General features: G+C 67.0%; 17 protein-coding genes. 13 read left to right on the plus strand and 4 right to left on the minus strand.

The window, feature by feature from the left end; genetic code table 11:
• Positions 1 to 7 precede the first annotated feature (7 nt).
• Positions 8 to 415, minus strand: coding sequence for a twitching motility response regulator PilG (gene pilG, locus NRG74_RS13840; protein WP_007161679.1), 408 nt, complete (start codon positions 413 to 415; stop codon positions 8 to 10).
• 220 nt (positions 416 to 635) lie between these two features.
• On the opposite strand from pilG, the gene gshB reads away from it, so the two are divergent.
• The 7 genes from gshB to NRG74_RS13875 all read left to right on the plus strand — a co-directional run bounded on the left by gshB (position 636) and on the right by NRG74_RS13875 (position 6,442).
• Positions 636 to 1,586, plus strand: a complete 951-nt coding sequence (gshB, locus tag NRG74_RS13845; protein WP_064307478.1) for a glutathione synthase — start codon at positions 636 to 638, stop codon at positions 1,584 to 1,586.
• Between the two features lie 103 nt (positions 1,587 to 1,689).
• Positions 1,690 to 2,568, plus strand: coding sequence for an energy transducer TonB (locus NRG74_RS13850; protein ID WP_026083833.1), 879 nt, complete (start codon positions 1,690 to 1,692; stop codon positions 2,566 to 2,568).
• A 55-nt stretch (positions 2,569 to 2,623) separates the two neighbouring features.
• Positions 2,624 to 3,193, plus strand: coding sequence for a YqgE/AlgH family protein (locus tag NRG74_RS13855; protein WP_184292044.1), 570 nt, complete (start codon positions 2,624 to 2,626; stop codon positions 3,191 to 3,193).
• A complete protein-coding gene (gene ruvX / locus NRG74_RS13860) occupies positions 3,190 to 3,642 on the plus strand; it encodes a Holliday junction resolvase RuvX (RefSeq protein WP_007161675.1) in 453 nt (150 codons plus the stop codon). Before NRG74_RS13855 ends, ruvX begins: the two co-directional genes overlap by 4 nt.
• A 2-nt stretch (positions 3,643 to 3,644) precedes the next feature.
• Positions 3,645 to 4,154: a bifunctional pyr operon transcriptional regulator/uracil phosphoribosyltransferase PyrR gene (gene pyrR, locus NRG74_RS13865; protein WP_184292042.1), complete on the plus strand. Its 510-nt coding sequence runs from the start codon at positions 3,645 to 3,647 to the stop codon at positions 4,152 to 4,154.
• A gap of 15 nt (positions 4,155 to 4,169) precedes the next feature.
• Positions 4,170 to 5,168: an aspartate carbamoyltransferase catalytic subunit gene (locus NRG74_RS13870; RefSeq protein ID WP_017640980.1), complete on the plus strand. Its 999-nt coding sequence runs from the start codon at positions 4,170 to 4,172 to the stop codon at positions 5,166 to 5,168.
• Entirely contained in the window at positions 5,165 to 6,442 is a 1,278-nt protein-coding gene (locus NRG74_RS13875; RefSeq protein ID WP_017640981.1) for a dihydroorotase, read from the plus strand. Before NRG74_RS13870 ends, NRG74_RS13875 begins: the two co-directional genes overlap by 4 nt.
• A 62-nt stretch (positions 6,443 to 6,504) precedes the next feature.
• Here NRG74_RS13875 and NRG74_RS13880 read toward each other — a convergent pair whose 3' ends face one another.
• Positions 6,505 to 6,909: an NINE protein gene (locus tag NRG74_RS13880; RefSeq protein ID WP_017640982.1), complete on the minus strand. Its 405-nt coding sequence runs from the start codon at positions 6,907 to 6,909 to the stop codon at positions 6,505 to 6,507.
• A 434-nt stretch (positions 6,910 to 7,343) separates the two neighbouring features.
• On the opposite strand from NRG74_RS13880, the gene NRG74_RS13885 reads away from it, so the two are divergent.
• The 3 genes from NRG74_RS13885 (at position 7,344) to NRG74_RS13895 (ending at position 10,694) form a co-directional block, all read left to right on the plus strand.
• On the plus strand, positions 7,344 to 7,901 hold the full coding sequence (locus tag NRG74_RS13885) for a C40 family peptidase (protein ID WP_017640983.1): 558 nt from the start codon (positions 7,344 to 7,346) through the stop codon (positions 7,899 to 7,901).
• A 132-nt stretch (positions 7,902 to 8,033) separates the two neighbouring features.
• A complete protein-coding gene (locus tag NRG74_RS13890) occupies positions 8,034 to 9,245 on the plus strand; it encodes a putative DNA modification/repair radical SAM protein (protein WP_017640984.1) in 1,212 nt (403 codons plus the stop codon).
• Entirely contained in the window at positions 9,246 to 10,694 is a 1,449-nt protein-coding gene (locus NRG74_RS13895) for a UdgX family uracil-DNA binding protein (RefSeq protein ID WP_257704532.1), read from the plus strand.
• Here the strand turns inward: NRG74_RS13895 and NRG74_RS13900 are convergent.
• Complete coding sequence (locus NRG74_RS13900; RefSeq protein ID WP_017640986.1) at positions 10,691 to 11,833, minus strand: PilT/PilU family type 4a pilus ATPase; 1,143 nt, start codon at positions 11,831 to 11,833, stop codon at positions 10,691 to 10,693. The two genes, NRG74_RS13895 and NRG74_RS13900, sit on opposite strands and share 4 nt — an antisense overlap.
• On the minus strand, positions 11,833 to 12,867 hold the full coding sequence (gene pilT, locus NRG74_RS13905; RefSeq protein WP_007161666.1) for a type IV pilus twitching motility protein PilT: 1,035 nt from the start codon (positions 12,865 to 12,867) through the stop codon (positions 11,833 to 11,835). The genes NRG74_RS13900 and pilT overlap by 1 nt, the downstream gene beginning before the upstream one ends.
• Before the next feature lie 126 nt (positions 12,868 to 12,993).
• Between pilT and NRG74_RS13910 the strand changes: the two genes are divergently transcribed.
• The 3 genes from NRG74_RS13910 to NRG74_RS13920 are packed head-to-tail and all read left to right on the plus strand — an operon-like array spanning position 12,994 to position 15,120.
• The gene (locus tag NRG74_RS13910; RefSeq protein WP_257704535.1) at positions 12,994 to 13,689 is read left to right on the plus strand and encodes a YggS family pyridoxal phosphate-dependent enzyme; all 696 of its coding nucleotides are present in this window, start codon (positions 12,994 to 12,996) and stop codon (positions 13,687 to 13,689) included.
• A 9-nt stretch (positions 13,690 to 13,698) separates the two neighbouring features.
• Complete coding sequence (gene proC, locus NRG74_RS13915) at positions 13,699 to 14,517, plus strand: pyrroline-5-carboxylate reductase (protein ID WP_257704537.1); 819 nt, start codon at positions 13,699 to 13,701, stop codon at positions 14,515 to 14,517.
• Between the two features lie 9 nt (positions 14,518 to 14,526).
• A complete protein-coding gene (locus NRG74_RS13920; RefSeq protein ID WP_064309244.1) occupies positions 14,527 to 15,120 on the plus strand; it encodes a YggT family protein in 594 nt (197 codons plus the stop codon).
• Positions 15,121 to 15,224: the final 104 nt, after the last annotated feature.

The following is a 15,224-nucleotide window of genomic DNA, read 5'->3' on the forward strand; positions in this document are numbered from 1 at the left end:
AGGACACTCAGGACGCTTGTTCGAGCGGAGTGAAACTGGGGACGTGGGTCTTGATCGCACCGATCAGCTCTTCTTTGCTGAAGGGTTTGGTGAGGTACTGGTCAGAGCCGACGATGCGGCCCTTGGCCTTGTCGAAGAGGCCATCACGCGAAGACAGCATGATGACGGGCGTCGCGCGGAAGGCGCTGTTGTTCTTGATCAGCGCGCAGGTCTGATAGCCATCCAGTCGCGGCATCATGATGTCCACGAAGATGATGTGGGGATGACTATCGGCGATCTTGGCGAGCGCATCGAATCCATCGATGGCGGTGATGACCTCGCAGCCAACTTTCTTGAGCAGAGTCTCGGCGGTCCGACGAATCGTCTTCGAGTCGTCGATCACCATGACCTTCAGCCCTTCCGAATACTGTTCCATGTTCAAGCTACCAGCTCATCGTCGATGAAACGTGAATGATGTCGATCCGGGCACTTTGGCGGCGCCTCTTTGTAGCACACAATACCGTGACGTACCACGCAGATCCCCTGGTGGCGGACCACCGGCCCGCCCACCACGACGATCGCGCAAGCATTGGCACTGAAGGGGATCGAAGGGCTATTCTGACGCCTTGCCCACGTAGAACCGAGGTCTAGCGTCAATGAGTATCCGCCTGGGGATCGTCATGGATCCCATCGAACGCATCTCCTATAAGAAGGATAGCTCCATGGCCATGCTGTGGGCGGCCAAGGCGCGCGGCTGGACCCTGCACTATTTCGAGATGCAGGACCTGTACCAGGTCGATGGCGAGGCCCGCGGCCGTGGCCGGCAGCTGGACGTTTTCCAGGATCCGGAGCGCTGGTTCGCCTTTGGCGAAGACGTCGACCTGCCCCTGCGCGAGCTGGACGTGATCCTGATGCGCAAGGACCCGCCCTTCGACAACGAATTCGTCTATGCCACCTACCTGCTGGAGCAGGCCGAGCGTGGCGGCACCCTGGTGGTCAACCGCCCGGCCAGCCTGCGCGACTGCAACGAGAAGTTCTTCGCCACCCTGTTTCCCGAGCTGGCGCCGCCGACCCTGGTCAGTCGTCGCGCCGACATCATCCGCGAGTTCGCCCGCAGCCACGGTGACGTCATCCTCAAGCCGCTGGACGGCATGGGCGGCAGCTCGGTGTTCCGGCATCGGGAAGGCGATCCCAACCTCTCGGTGATCCTGGAGACCCTCACCGCCCACGGTACCCAGCAGATCATCGCCCAGCGCTACCTGCCGGGCATCAAGGATGGCGACAAGCGCATCCTGATGATCGACGGCGAACCCGTGGACTACTGCCTGGCGCGCATTCCGGCCCAGGGCGAGACCCGTGGCAACCTGGCCGCCGGTGGCCGCGGCGTCGCCCAGCCGCTGTCGGCGCGGGATCGCGAGATCGCTGCGACGGTGGGCCCGGAATTGCGCAAGCGCGGCCTGCTCTTCGTCGGCCTGGACGTGATCGGCGAGCACCTCACCGAGATCAATGTCACCAGCCCGACCTGCATCCGCGAGATAGATGCGGCCTACGACACCCGCATCGCCGAGCGCCTCATGGATGTGATCGCGCAGAAGCGCGCGCGCTGAGGCGAGGGTCCATGCCGCCCCCAGCGGCATGGACAAGCGCGGACACAATCCGCAGACTGGCGCCAGCCCTGCCGCGCGTCCTCTGCCCTTGCCGACCCAGTCAATGCCCAGCACCGCCTCCTCCCCCGCCGCCCAGGTCCGTCCCGCCGACCGCCTGGGCTTCACGCTGCTCATCGCGACCCTGCTGCACGTCGTGCTGATCCTCGGCGTCGGTTTCTCGCTGCCCGAGCCCAGCCAGATCAGTCGCACCCTGGAGGTGACGCTGGCCAGCTTCAAGAGCGACGAGGCGCCCAAGCAGGCTGATTTCCTCGCCCAGGAAAACCAGCAGGGCAGTGGCACCCTGGACAAGGCGGCAGCGCCGAGCACCCCGGTGCAGGCGCCGTTCCACGACAGCGAGATCCGCCAGGCCGCGCCTCCGGCTCGCCCGCCGGCGGCGGATCGCGCCCAGGCGCCCAAGGCGGCGGTGACCACCCGCGCCCCGCGGCCGACCAAGGCCGAGCCCAGTCGCGAGACGCCCGAACGGGAACAGCGTGACGCTCCGAGCCCCGAATCAGACAGCCAGGCCGCCGAACTCGCCAGTCTGGAAGCCCAGCTCGCCGAGGAGCGCCAGCAATACGCCAAGCGGCCAAAGATCTGGCGGATCAACGCCGCCTCGACGCAAAAGGACAAGGGCGCCCGCTACAAGGAAGAATGGCGGCGCAAGATCGAGCGCATCGGCAATCTCAACTACCCCGAGCAGGCCAAGCGTGACCGCCTCTATGGCAGCCTGCGCCTGCTGGTGGCCATCAACAAGGACGGCTCGCTCTACGAGGTCCAGGTGCTGGAATCCTCGGGCCGCCCGGTGCTGGACCAGGCGGCGCTGCGCATCGTCCGGTTAGCGGCGCCCTTCGCTCCCTTCAGCGGCGATCTGGCCGACATCGACCGGCTGGAGATCATCCGCACCTGGCGCTTCGAGCGTGGCGACCGCCTGTCCAGTCAATAGCCCTGGACGCCGTTGGACTTGAAGCCGGACCGCGCAACCGGGAAACTTGCCGGTCATGAAGCCGACCTCCAGCACCACCCTACAGCACCAGCTCCTGATCGCCATGCCACAGATGGACGATCCCCATTTCGCCGAGACGGTGATTTACCTCGTCGACCACGGCCCGGATGGCGCCATGGGCCTGGTGATCAACCGACCCAATGGCCTGCATCTGGACGACCTGCTCGAACAGCTGCGGCCCGAGGTCCCGGCCACCCTGGAAGATACCCGGGTCGTCCTCTATGCCGGCGGCCCGGTGCAGACCGATCGTGGCTTCGTCCTGCATGACGCCGGCCCGGTGTTCCAGAACACCCTGGAACTGGACGAACTCAGCCTCACCACCTCGCCGGACGTGCTGTTCGCCCTTTCCGATGGTACCGGCCCGACCCGCCACCTGATCACTCTGGGCTACAGCGGCTGGGGTCCCGGCCAGCTGGAAGAGGAATTGGCGGCCAATCTCTGGCTCACCACCCCGGCCACCAGTGCCCTGCTGTTCGAGACGCCCAGCGAGCAGCGCCTCGGCGCCGCCGCCGCCCTGCTGGGGGTCGACCTGCGCCTGCTCTCGCGCCAGGCGGGCCACGCATGAGCGCACCCAGCGGCCTCTACCTGGGCTTCGACTACGGCACCCGGCAGATCGGCGTCGCCGTCGGCCAGGCCGTGACCGGTCAGGCCCGCGAACTGCTCACCCTCAAGGCGCAGAACGGCGTGCCCGATTGGCAGCAGATCCAGCGCCTGCTGGACGAGTGGCGCCCCACCGCCCTGGTGGTCGGCCTGCCACTGAACATGGACGGCACCCCCAGCGAGATGAGCGAGCGCGCCGAACGCTTCGCCCGCCGCCTGCAGGGTCGCTACGGCTTGCCCGTGCATACCCATGACGAACGCCTCACCACCTATGCCGCCAAGGGCGAGCGCCTGCAGGGCGGTCAGCGCGACGGCTATCGCGAGCGCCCGGTGGACGCCCTTGCCGCCGCCCTCCTCCTGGAAGGCTGGCTGACCCAACAACTGGAACGGGCCGCGCGCCCGCAATCGGAGTAGCCATGCACCTGCCCTCTCCCGCCGAGCTCCTGCCGCGGCTGGCCGCCGACCTGCGCCTGTCGCTGGATCGTCGTGGCATCACCGATCCTAGTTTCGTCGGCATCCATACCGGCGGCCTGTGGGTCGCCGAGGCCCTGCTGGCCGAACTCGGCCTGGACACCCCGCTGGGCAGTCTGGACGTCTCCTTCTATCGCGACGACTTCACCCAGAAGGGCCTGCACCCCCAGGTGCGTCCCTCGGCCCTGCCGTTCGAGATCGACGGCCGCCATCTGGTGCTGGTGGACGACGTGCTCATGAGCGGCCGCACCGTGCGCGCGGCGCTCAACGAACTCTTCGACTATGGTCGTCCCGCCAGTGTGACCCTGGTCTGCCTGCTGGACGTCAATGCCCGCGAATTGCCGATCCAGCCCGACGTGGTGGGCGCCACCCTGAGCCTGGCCCCCACCCAGCGCGTCAAGCTGACCGGCCCCACGCCGCTCGCCCTCGAATACCGCGACGCCCCCGCCGCCTGACCTGGATCCGCTGCCATGACCGACGCTACGCGCTCGCTGCAACTCAACGCCCAGGGCCAATTGCGCCACTTCCTGTCGCTCGACGACCTGCCCGCCGAACTCCTCACCGAATTGCTCGATACCGCCGACTCCTTTCTGGAAGTCGGCGCCCGGGCGGTGAAGAAGGTGCCGCTGCTGCGCGGCAAGACCGTGTGCAACGTCTTCTTCGAGAATTCGACCCGCACCCGCACCACCTTCGAACTGGCGGCCAAGCGGCTGTCGGCGGACGTCATCACCCTCAACGTCTCCACCTCTTCCACCAGCAAGGGCGAGACGCTGTTCGACACCCTGCGCAACCTGGAGGCCATGGCCGCCGACATGTTCGTGGTGCGCCACGCCGACTCCGGCGCCGCCCATTTCATCGCCGAGCACGTCTGCCCCGATGTGGCCATCATCAACGGCGGCGACGGCCGCCATGCCCACCCCACCCAGGGCATGCTCGACATGCTGACCATCCGCCGCCACAAGGGCGACTTCGCCAACCTCTCGGTGGCCATCGTCGGCGACATCCTGCATTCGCGGGTCGCCCGCTCCGACATGCTGGCGCTGCGTACCCTGGGCTGCCGCGACATCCGCGTGGTCGCGCCGCGCACCCTGCTGCCGGTCGGCCTCGAAGAACTCTATGGCGTGCGCACCTTTACCGACCTGGCCGAGGGCCTGGACGGCGTGGACGTGGTGATCATGCTGCGCCTGCAACGCGAGCGCATGCAGGGTGGCCTCTTGCCCAGCGAAGGCGAGTACTACCGGCTGTTCGGCCTGACCCGCCAGCGCCTGGCCCGCGCCAAGCCCGACGCCATCGTCATGCACCCGGGGCCGATCAACCGCGGCGTGGAGATCGAATCGGCGGTCGCCGATGGCGAGCAGTCGGTCATCCTCAACCAGGTCACCTACGGCATCGCGGTCCGCATGGCGGTGCTGTCGATGACCATGAGCGGGCAGACCGCCCAGCGTCAGCTACAGGAGAATGCGCAGTGAGCCTGAGCATCCGCAATGCCCGGGTGATCGACCCGGCCACCGGCCTCGACCAGGTCAGCGACGTCCATGTCGACCAGGGTCGCATCCTGGCCCTGGGCGAAGCGCCCCAGGGCTTCCAGGCCGACGAGCAGCTGGACGCCAGCGGCCTGACCCTGGCGCCTGGTCTGGTCGACCTGGATGTCGCCCTGTGCGAACCGGGCCTGACCCGCAAGGGTAATGTCGACAGCGAGACCCGCGCCGCCGCGGCCGGGGGCGTCACCAGCCTGTGCTGCCCGCCCACCACCCGCCCGGTGCTGGACACCACCGCGGTGGCCGAACTCATCCTCGACCGGGCGCGCACCGCCGATCACGCCCGCGTCCATCCCATCGGCGCCCTGACCAAGGGCCTGGGCGGCGAGCAGCTGGCCGAACTGATGGCCTTGCGCGACGCCGGTTGCGTGGCTTTCACCAACGGCCTGCAGCCCTTCGAGAATCTGCGGGTGCAGCGGCGAGCGCTGGAATATGCCGCCACCTTCGACCTCACCGTGGTCTTTACCGCTCTGGACGCCGACCTAGCCCATGGCGGCCTCGCCCATGAAGGCCCCACCGCCAGCTTCCTGGGTCTCACCGGCATCCCGGAGACCGCGGAGACCATCGCCCTGTCTCGCGACCTGCTGCTGGTGGAACAGAGCGGCGTGCGTGCCCATTTCGGCCAGCTGACCAGCGCCCGCGCGGTGGAGATGATCGCCGCCGCCCAGGCCCGCGGCCTGCCGGTGACCGCCGATGTGGCGCTCTACCAGCTGCTGCTCACCGACGAGGCCCTGCAGGGCTTTTCCAGTCTCTATCACGTCAAGCCGCCGCTGCGCACCGCGCGGGACCGCGACGCCCTGAGAGCCGGGGTACGTGATGGGGTGATCGGCGCCATCTCCAGCCATCACCAGCCCCACGAGGCGGACGCCAAGCTGGCGCCCTTCGCCGCCACCGAGCCGGGCATCAGCAGTGTCGAATTGCTGCTGCCGCTGGCCCTGACCCTGGTGGAAGACGGCCTGCTGGATCTGCCGACCCTGCTGGCACGCCTGACCAGCGGTCCAGCCCAGGCGCTGCGCCTCGCGGCGGGCCGCCTGGCCAAGGGCCTGCCGGCGGACCTGGTGCTGTTCGCCCAGCAGCCGACCGCCCAGGCCGCCACGCCCTGGCTGTCGCGTGGCCGCAACTGCCCCTTCCAAGGCCTCACCCTGCCCGGCCGCATCGAACGCACCCTGGTAGGGGGACGCGCGACCTACCAGCGCGGCGCCTGAATAGAGGCGCCTGAATAGAAAAGGGGCTCCGCGGAGCCCCTTTTCTCTGTCTCTTAGCTGGATTAGCGCACCAGCCGCCGGCGATTCTCTTCGGAGATCTGCGAGTTGAGCGTCCAGAAGTCGTAGAGCACGCCCAGCAGGAAGAAACCCGCGGTAAAGAAATAGAGGATGGCGGTGATCCACTTGCCCAGATAGAGGCGATGGACGCCAAAGATGCCGAGAAAGGTCAGCAGGATCCAGCCCAGACTGTAGTTGATCGAACCGGACTGGAAACGCAGATCCGCCTCGCGATCCATGGCCGGGATCAGGAACAGATCGATCAGCCAGCCGATGCCCAGCAGACCCAGGGTGCAGAACCAGAGGGTGCCGGTGACCGGTTTGCCATAGTAGAAGCGATGAGCGCCGAGAAAACCGAAGATCCACAGCAGATAGCCCATGACCTTGCTGTGGGTGTCCTGATACTGCATGCCTACGACCTCGCGACTGAAGGAAAAGACCCACCTTACCGACACCCTTACATTCACCGTGACTTTATGTCGAAAACTGGATGAATGCCCAGGGAGTCTCACTGGTTGGCGCTCTAGGGACCCCACTTTCCGCTAAAAATTACATAATTTCTTGATGAGAGGTGCACAAAATATCCACAGGGTTGGTATAGAATCCCTCGCTTCGATCTTCAGACACCCCTACGACAATGCGTTTATTTCTTCTGACATGGCTCTCCGCCTGTCTTGTGCTGCCCGCGGCAGTACAAGCGAAAGAGAACTCTGCAGCGCGCACTGCCGCTCCGGTCCACAAGGTCGCAGCCCGGCATGTCACCGCCGCTTCAGCTCCCAAGACCGCCGCCCGGCACGCCTCCGCTGCTCCCGCGCCCAAGGCCGCCGCTCGCCGCGTCGCGAAGGTGGACCCTACCCAGGCAGCCTCCGCCGCCCGCGCCAAGCACGCCGCCCGCGCCACCAGCGCCCTGCACCGTAAGCAGGCCACCGCCCAGGCTGCCACCCGCAACGTCGGCGCCCAGGTCGCGACCCGCGCCATGGACCTGGTCGGTACGCCCTATCGCTACGGCGGGACCAATCCGCAGAACGGCCTGGATTGCAGCGGCCTGGTGAACTACGTCTATCGCGACGTACACAACGTCAAGCTGCCGCGTACCTCCCGTGAGCTGTCCCAGCTCAAGGGCCCCAAGGTCGCCCGTGGCGATCTCAAGGCCGGTGACCTGGTGTTCTTCAAGACCGGTCAGCGCAGCGGCATCGATCACGTCGCCATCTATCTGGGCAACGATCGTTTCGTCCATGCCCCGCGTAGCGGCGAAAGCGTTCGCGTCGATCACCTGAGCAAGCCCTACTGGACCAAGAGGTTCGCCTCGGCCAAGCGAGTGCTGCAACAGCCCACCACCCTGGCGGCGGAAACCACGTCCGTCGCGGACAAGCCGCGTACCAAGCGTACCCGCAAGTCCTGATCCCTCCCCCTCGCTTCGCCGGGCACTACCGCCCGGCGGAGTGTCGCTCCACTCGGCGCCGCCCGGCGCAAAGCCATTGAACGACGCTCCGCTTCCTGGATACTGTATGCAATCACAGTCCAGGAGATCTCGATGGAGCTCGCCGACAAGCTGATCATTCTCGCCGATGCCGCCAAGTACGACGTATCCTGCGCCAGCAGCGGTGCGCCCAAACGCAGCTCGAAGGGCAAGGACGGCCTGGGCTCGACCGATGGCATGGGCATCTGTCACAGCTTCACCCCGGATGGGCGCTGCGTGGCGCTGCTCAAGGTGCTGCTGACCAATTTCTGCCAGTACGACTGCCAGTATTGCGTCAATCGCCGCAGCAGCAATGTGCCGCGGGCGCGCTTCACGCCCGAGGAAGTGGTGCAGCTGACCCTCGACTTCTACCGGCGCAACGTCATCAGCGGGCTGTTTCTCAGCTCCGGCATCATCCGCTCCTCCAACTACACCATGGAGCAGATGACCCGGGTGGCCCAGCTGCTGCGCGAACAGCACCAGTTCCGCGGCTATATCCACCTCAAGACCATTCCCGACGCCGATCCCGAGATCATCGCCCAGGCCGGTCTCTATGCCGATCGCCTGTCGGTGAACATCGAACTGCCCACCGAGAGCAGCCTGATCAAGCTGGCGCCGGAAAAGAACGGCAGCAGCATCCGCAAGACCATGGGCAACATTCGCCTGGGGCTGGAGGAAGCCGAGGCCGAAGCCAAGGCGCCGCGTTTCGCGCCAGCTGGCCAGAGCACCCAGATGATCGTGGGCGCCGATGCCACCGACGACCGCACCATCCTCGATACCGCCCAGACCCTGTATGGCGCCTATCGCCTCAAGCGCGTCTACTATTCGGCCTTCAGCCCCATCCCGGAAAGCCCGGGTACGGTGCCGCTGCAACCGCCGCCGCTGCTGCGCGAGCACCGGCTGTACCAGGCCGACTTCCTCATGCGCGGCTACGGCTTCCAGGCGGAAGAGCTGCCCACCGAAGATGGCCAGTTGCCGCTGGACGTAGATCCCAAGCTGGCCTGGGCGCTGCACAATCGCGCCATTTTTCCGCTGGATCTCAACCGCGCCGACCAGGCACTCATCGCCCGGGTGCCCGGCATCGGTGTGCTCTCGGCCAAGCGGCTGGTGGAGCTCAGGCGCGAGCGGCGCATCCGCTACGCCGACCTGATCCGCCTGAAATGCAGCGTCGAGAAGGCACGGCCCTTCATCATCACCCAGGACTACCGACCGCAGCCGCGCCTGGCGGAATCCCTCGACCTGCGCCGGCAACTCGCCGAACCGCCCGCCCAGCTCGCCCTGCTCTAGATGCAGAGAGTCGACTTCGACGGCACCTTCGCCGGCTGGCGCAAGGAGGCGCGCCGGTTGCTCCAGGCGGGTATCGCCCCGGCCCAGGTGAGCTGGCAGGAGAGTCGCGGCCTGGGCGATCTGTTCGACGAACCGGCCGAGGCCACGCCGCCGCCGCCCAGCGGCGCCATACGTATCCCGCCGCAACTGGCCGAAGCCCTGACCTATGCCGCCTGCTTTCGCAGCGATGATCGCTGGGCGCTGCTCTACCAGGTGCTCTGGCGGGTCGCCCGGGGCGAACGTGCGGCGATGCTGGCCGGTGACGAAGACGGCAGCGAATTGCAGCGTCGGGTCAAGGCGATTCGCCGCGAGATCCACCATGTGCACGCCTTCCTGCGCTTTCGACCGCGTGCGGAGAGCGCGGGGCCGCCGGCCTGGGTGGCCTGGCACCAGCCGGCCCATGACGTCCTGGCCCTGGCGGCGCCGCATTTCTGCGACCGCATGGGCAACAGCAGCTGGCTGATCGCGACCCCCGAGGCCGCCGCGCTCTGGGATGGCCAGGCGCTGCAACTGGTGGAGCCCTGCCCCGCCGAGCTGCAGCAAATGGCGCGGCAGACGCCGGAAGACGATGACCGCAACGCCGGCGACGAACTCTGGCGCGCCTATTACCGCAGCACCTTCAATCCGGCGCGGGCCAATCCACGCACCCTGAGGGGTAACATGCCGGCGCGCTTCTGGAAGGACCTGCCGGAAGGGCCGCTGATCCCGGCGCTGCTCAGCGAGGCGCGAGCCGGTGCCCAGCGCCTAGCCCAGGCCGAGGCGGTGGGTCGCCAGGGCGGTCGCGAGGTATTGATCGCCGCCGAACGCGCCCAGCCGGAACGCCCGCTGCCCACCACCCTCGACGAGTGCCGCCGCTGCGAGTTGTGGGAAAAGGCTACCCAGCCGGTGGCCGGCGAAGGCCCGCGCACCGCCCGCATTCTGCTCTTGGGCGAGCAGCCCGGCGATCAGGAAGACCTGGCGGGTCGCCCCTTCGTCGGACCGGCCGGGCAGGTGCTGATGGCGGCGCTGGCCGAGGCGGGCCTCGCGCGCAGCGAGGTGTTCCTGACCAATGCGGTCAAGCACTTCAAATGGATTCCCCAGGGCAGGCGACGCAAGCACGTCACCCCGGGACCGGAGATCGCGCCCTGCCGCTACTGGCTAGAGCAGGAACTGCGCGACATCCAGCCGACCGTGGTGGTGGCCCTGGGCTCGACCGCCCTGGAAGCCTTGCTCAAACGCAAGCCACGGGGCCTGGCGCAATTCATGGGCCGACCACTGCGGCTGGACGAGCGCTGGATCATTGCCACCTATCACCCCTCTTACATCCTGCGCACCCCGGACGCCGAGCAGCAGGAGCAGGCACGCCAGGCGCTGGTCGCCGCTCTGCGCGAGGCCAGGACCCTGGCCGCCGAGAACGAAGACGAAGGCTAGCGGAAGCGCTTGGGCGGATCGTCGCCCATGTCCACCGAGAGGTTGCGGGTGAGCTGATTGAGGTGATCGGCGTCCGTTTCCGACCCCAGCTTGATCATCAGCCGCAGGTCGTTGGCGGAATCGGCGTGGGCCAAGGCCGCTTCGTAGCTGATCTCGCCGTCGCGATAGAGACCATAGAGCGACTGGTCGAAGGTCTGCATGCCCAGTTCGCCGGATTTCTTCATCAGCGCCTTGAGTTCGTGCACCTCGCCCTTGCGGATCAGGTCGGCGGCCAGCGGGGTGTTGAGCAGCACCTCGATCACGGCACGACGGCCCTGGCCATCGGTGGTGGGCACCAGTTGCTGGGCGACGATGCCCTTGAGATTGAGCGACAGGTCCATCCAGGTCTGGCTGTGCCGATCGGCCGGAAAGAAATGGATGATGCGATCCAGCGCCTGGTTGGCGTTGTTGGCGTGCAGGGTGGCCAGGCACAGGTGACCGGTCTCGGCGAAGGCCAGGGCGTGCTCCATGGTGTCCCGGCTGCGGATCTCGCCGATCATGATGACGTCCGGCGCCTGGCGCAGGGTGTTCTTCAGGGCCACCTCGAAGGATTCGGTGTCGATGCCCACCTCGCGCTGGGTGACGATGCACCCCTGGTGCTGGTGGATGTACTCGATGGGATCCTCGATGGAGATGATGTGCCCCGCCGAGTTCCTGTTGCGATGGCCGATCATGGCCGCCAGCGAGGTGGACTTGCCGGTGCCGGTGGCGCCGACGAAGATCACCAGCCCGCGCTTGGTCATGGCCAGCTTCTTGATGATCTCCGGCAGGCGCAGCTGCTCGACCGTGGGAATGTTGACCTCGATGCGGCGCAGCACCATGCCCACCAGGTTGCGCTGGTAGAAGGCGCTGACCCGGAAGCGACCGATGCCGCGGGCGCTGATGGCGAAGTTGCACTCGCGCTTCTGCTGGAATTCCTGCCGCTGCTCGTCGTTCATCACCCCCAGCACGATGGCTCGGCACTGATCCGGCGTGAGCGAATCCTTGGTGACCGGCGTCATGCGCCCGTTGATCTTCATCGAAGGGGGCACGCCGGTGGTGATGAAGAGGTCGGACGCCCCCTTGTCCACCATCAGCTGCAGGAACCTGTCGAAATCCATCAGAAGTTCTCCGGCGTCTTGGCCTTCTCGCGGGCCGCGTCGCGGCTGATCAGCCCCTTGGCCAGCAGCGCCTTGAGGCACATGTCCAGGGTCTGCATGCCCAGGCCGCCACCGGTCTGGATCGAGGAATACATCTGCGCCACCTTGTCCTCGCGGATCAGGTTACGGATGGCCGGGGTACCGATCATGATTTCGTGGGCCGCCACCCGGCCGCCACCGACCTTCTTGAGCAGGGTCTGGGAGACCACCGCCTGCAGGGATTCGGACAGCATGGAACGCACCATGGACTTCTCTTCCGCCGGAAAGACGTCCACCACCCGATCGATGGTCTTGGCCGCCGAGGTGGTGTGCAGGGTGCCGAAAACCAGGTGCCCGGTCTCGGCCGCGGTCAGCGCCAGGCGGATGGTCTCCAGGTCGCGCAGCTCGCCGACCAGGATGATGTCCGGGTCCTCGCGCAGCGCCGAGCGCAGGGCCTCGGAAAAGCCCAGGGTGTCGCGGTGCACCTCACGCTGGTTGACCAGGCACTTCTTGGATTCGTGGACGAATTCGATGGGATCCTCGATGGTGAGGATGTGGTGGTACTTGGTGTTGTTGAGGTAGTCGAGCATGGCCGCGAGGGTGGTGGACTTGCCCGAACCGGTCGGCCCGGTCACCAGCACCAGGCCGCGCGGGACGTCGGTGATCTTCTTGAACACCTCGCCCATGCCCAGCTCTTCCATGCTCAGCACCTTGGACGGAATGGTCCGGAACACCGCGCCGGCGCCGCGATTCTGGTTGAAGGCGTTGACCCGGAAGCGCGCCACGCCCGGCACCTCGAAGGAGAAGTCGGTCTCCAGGAATTCCTCGAAGTCCTTGCGCTGCTTGTCGTTCATGATGTCGTAGATCAGCGCGTGCACCTGCTTGTGCTCGAAGGCCGGCAGGTTGATGCGGCGCACGTCGCCGTCGACGCGGATCATCGGCGGCAGGCCGGCGGACAGGTGCAGGTCGGAGGCGCCTTGCCGCGCGGAAAAGGCCAGCAATTCGGTGATATCCATGGGACTCCCAGATGTCGAGCAAGCAGGTAGAATGCCGCGCAGCACTGGCGGTCTGACCTGGTCACCGCCACTCACTCATCCGGTACGCCGAGGCCTGCCGGATGCGCCGACGCAAGCAGGGGCTGAATGTCCACGATAGCCGAGAATAGCGCAACCGTACTCGAACGCATCGCCGCCGCCAGCCGGACGGCAGGCCGCGATCCCGCGACTGTCGGCCTCCTGGCGGTGAGCAAGACCAAGCCCGCCGCCGCCTTGCGCGAGGCCGCCGCCGCCGGCTTGCGCGACTTTGGCGAGAACTACCTGCAGGAGGCGCTGGACAAGCAGCCGGCGCTGGCCGACCTGCCACTGGTGTGGCATTTCATCGGTCCCATCCAGTCCAACAAGACCCGCGCCATCGCCAGCCACTTCGACTGGGTGCATTCGGTGGATCGCCTGAAGATCGCCCAGCGCCTGGCCAAACAGCGCCCGCCCGAGCGCGGGCCGCTGAACATCTGCCTGCAGGTCAACGTCAGTGGCGAAGCCAGCAAGTCCGGCTGCCACCCCGACGAGCTGCCGGCCTTGGCCGCGGCGGTAGGCCAGTTGCCCAACCTGCGCCTGCGTGGCCTGATGGCCATCCCCGAAGCCACCGACGACCCGGCCAGCCAGCGCGCCGTCTTTGCCCGGCTGCGCACCATGAGCGAGACGCTGAACCTAGGCCTGGACACCCTGTCCATGGGCATGAGCCAGGATCTGGAAGCCGCCATCGCCGAGGGCGCCACCTGGGTCCGCGTCGGTACCGCCCTCTTCGGCGCCCGCGACTACGGCGTCGCCTCTTCAACCTAGGAAGTCTCGATGAACGACACCCGCATCGCCTTCATCGGCGCCGGCAACATGGCCGGCGCCATCATCGGCGGCCTGCTCGCCCAGGGCGTGCCGGCCCGGCAGCTCAGCGCCAGCAATCGCAACCCGACCAAGCGCGAGGCGCTGGCCCGGGAGCACGGCATCCGCGTCGAGGCCAGCAACAGCGCCGTGCTCGCCGACGCCGACGTGGTGGTCCTGGGGGTCAAGCCCCAGGTGATGGGCGAGGTCTGCCAGGAGTTGGCTCCCCACCTGCGCCCGGACCAGCTGATCGTCTCGGTCGCCGCCGGCATCACCTGCGCCAGCCTGACACGCTGGCTGGGCCAGCGCGCGCTGGTGCGCTGCATGCCCAACGTGCCTTCGCAGCTGCGCCTGGGTGCCAGCGGCCTGTTCGCCAACGACCAGGTCAGCGCCGAACAGCGCGCCCGCGCCCAGGAGATCCTGGCTGCGGTCGGCCTGGCCCTCTGGGTCGAGGAAGAACAGCAGCTGGACGCGGTCACCGCCGTCTCCGGCAGTGGCCCGGCTTATTTCTTCCTGCTGATGGAAGCCATGACCCAGGCCGGCACCAAGCTCGGCCTGCCGGCCGCGGTGGCCGAACAGCTTACCCTGCACACCGCCCGCGGCGCCGCCGCCATGGCCTGTCAGGGCGACCGCAGCCCCGAACAATTGCGTCGTTCGGTGATGTCCCCCAAGGGCACCACCGAACGCGCCATCGAAACCTTCCAAGCCGGGGCCTTCGCGGACCTGGTGGAAGAAGCCCTCACCGCCGCGGCCGACCGGGCTGCGGAACTGGCCCAGTTGCCGGATCGATAAGGAGTATCCATGTCCGCTTTCGCGCAAGCCCTCGTCTACGTCATCCAGACCCTCGGCAGTCTCTATCTGCTGATCATCCTGCTGCGCTTCATCCTGCAGCTGGTGCGGGCCGACTTCTACAATCCGCTGTCGCAATTCACCGTGCGCGCCACCCAGCCGCTACTCAAGCCCGTGCGGCGCATCATTCCTGGGTTCGGCGGCGTCGATCTGGCGGCCCTGGTGCTGGCGATCCTGGTCCAGCTGGCGCTGATGATGGTCGTGGTGGTGCTGCTCGGCGCCAGCATCGGCGGTCTGTTCCCTGCCTTGCTGATCTGGGCCCTGCTAGGCGTGGCTTCGCTGTTCCTCAAGGTGTTCTTCTTCGCCCTGATCGTCAGCGTCATCCTCTCCTGGGTCGCGCCCCAGACCCACAACCCCGCCGCCGAGTTGGTCAATCAGATCTGCGAGCCGCTGCTGGCCCCCTTCCGCCGCATCCTGCCGAATCTGGGTGGCCTGGATCTGTCGCCGATCTTCGCCTTCATCGTGATCAATCTGCTGGATCGCTTCGTCATCGGCCAGTTGGCCGCCGCCACCGGCATGCCGCAGATTCTCGCCCCCTTCCTCTGACGCACCACTCGCGCACCCGCCACGACCGCCCGCCGCGTCGTGGCGGAGGCGGCATTGACGTCCTCTGGACGCTGGGGCACCGTCCAGCCTTTGCTGTCCAGGTC

Source organism: Pseudomonas oryzihabitans, assembly GCF_024652905.1.
Taxonomy (GTDB): domain Bacteria; phylum Pseudomonadota; class Gammaproteobacteria; order Pseudomonadales; family Pseudomonadaceae; genus Chryseomonas; species Chryseomonas benzopyrenica.

What these genes read in the sequence shown, in the direction of transcription:
- NRG74_RS13910 (WP_257704535.1), top strand. Translation starts at nt 12,994, where the DNA reads ATGTCCACGATAGCCGAGAATAGCGCAACCGTACTCGAACGCATCGCC.
- proC (WP_257704537.1), top strand. Translation starts at nt 13,699, where the DNA reads ATGAACGACACCCGCATCGCCTTCATCGGCGCCGGCAACATGGCCGGC.
- gshB (WP_064307478.1), top strand. Translation starts at nt 636, where the DNA reads ATGAGTATCCGCCTGGGGATCGTCATGGATCCCATCGAACGCATCTCC.
- pilG (WP_007161679.1), bottom strand. Translation starts at nt 415, where the DNA reads ATGGAACAGTATTCGGAAGGGCTGAAGGTCATGGTGATCGACGACTCG.
- pyrR (WP_184292042.1), top strand. Translation starts at nt 3,645, where the DNA reads ATGCACCTGCCCTCTCCCGCCGAGCTCCTGCCGCGGCTGGCCGCCGAC.
- NRG74_RS13880 (WP_017640982.1), bottom strand. Translation starts at nt 6,909, where the DNA reads ATGCAGTATCAGGACACCCACAGCAAGGTCATGGGCTATCTGCTGTGG.
- ruvX (WP_007161675.1), top strand. Translation starts at nt 3,190, where the DNA reads ATGAGCGCACCCAGCGGCCTCTACCTGGGCTTCGACTACGGCACCCGG.
- NRG74_RS13850 (WP_026083833.1), top strand. Translation starts at nt 1,690, where the DNA reads ATGCCCAGCACCGCCTCCTCCCCCGCCGCCCAGGTCCGTCCCGCCGAC.
- NRG74_RS13900 (WP_017640986.1), bottom strand. Translation starts at nt 11,833, where the DNA reads ATGGATTTCGACAGGTTCCTGCAGCTGATGGTGGACAAGGGGGCGTCC.
- pilT (WP_007161666.1), bottom strand. Translation starts at nt 12,867, where the DNA reads ATGGATATCACCGAATTGCTGGCCTTTTCCGCGCGGCAAGGCGCCTCC.
- NRG74_RS13895 (WP_257704532.1), top strand. Translation starts at nt 9,246, where the DNA reads ATGCAGAGAGTCGACTTCGACGGCACCTTCGCCGGCTGGCGCAAGGAG.
- NRG74_RS13920 (WP_064309244.1), top strand. Translation starts at nt 14,527, where the DNA reads ATGTCCGCTTTCGCGCAAGCCCTCGTCTACGTCATCCAGACCCTCGGC.
- NRG74_RS13855 (WP_184292044.1), top strand. Translation starts at nt 2,624, where the DNA reads ATGAAGCCGACCTCCAGCACCACCCTACAGCACCAGCTCCTGATCGCC.
- NRG74_RS13890 (WP_017640984.1), top strand. Translation starts at nt 8,034, where the DNA reads ATGGAGCTCGCCGACAAGCTGATCATTCTCGCCGATGCCGCCAAGTAC.
- NRG74_RS13870 (WP_017640980.1), top strand. Translation starts at nt 4,170, where the DNA reads ATGACCGACGCTACGCGCTCGCTGCAACTCAACGCCCAGGGCCAATTG.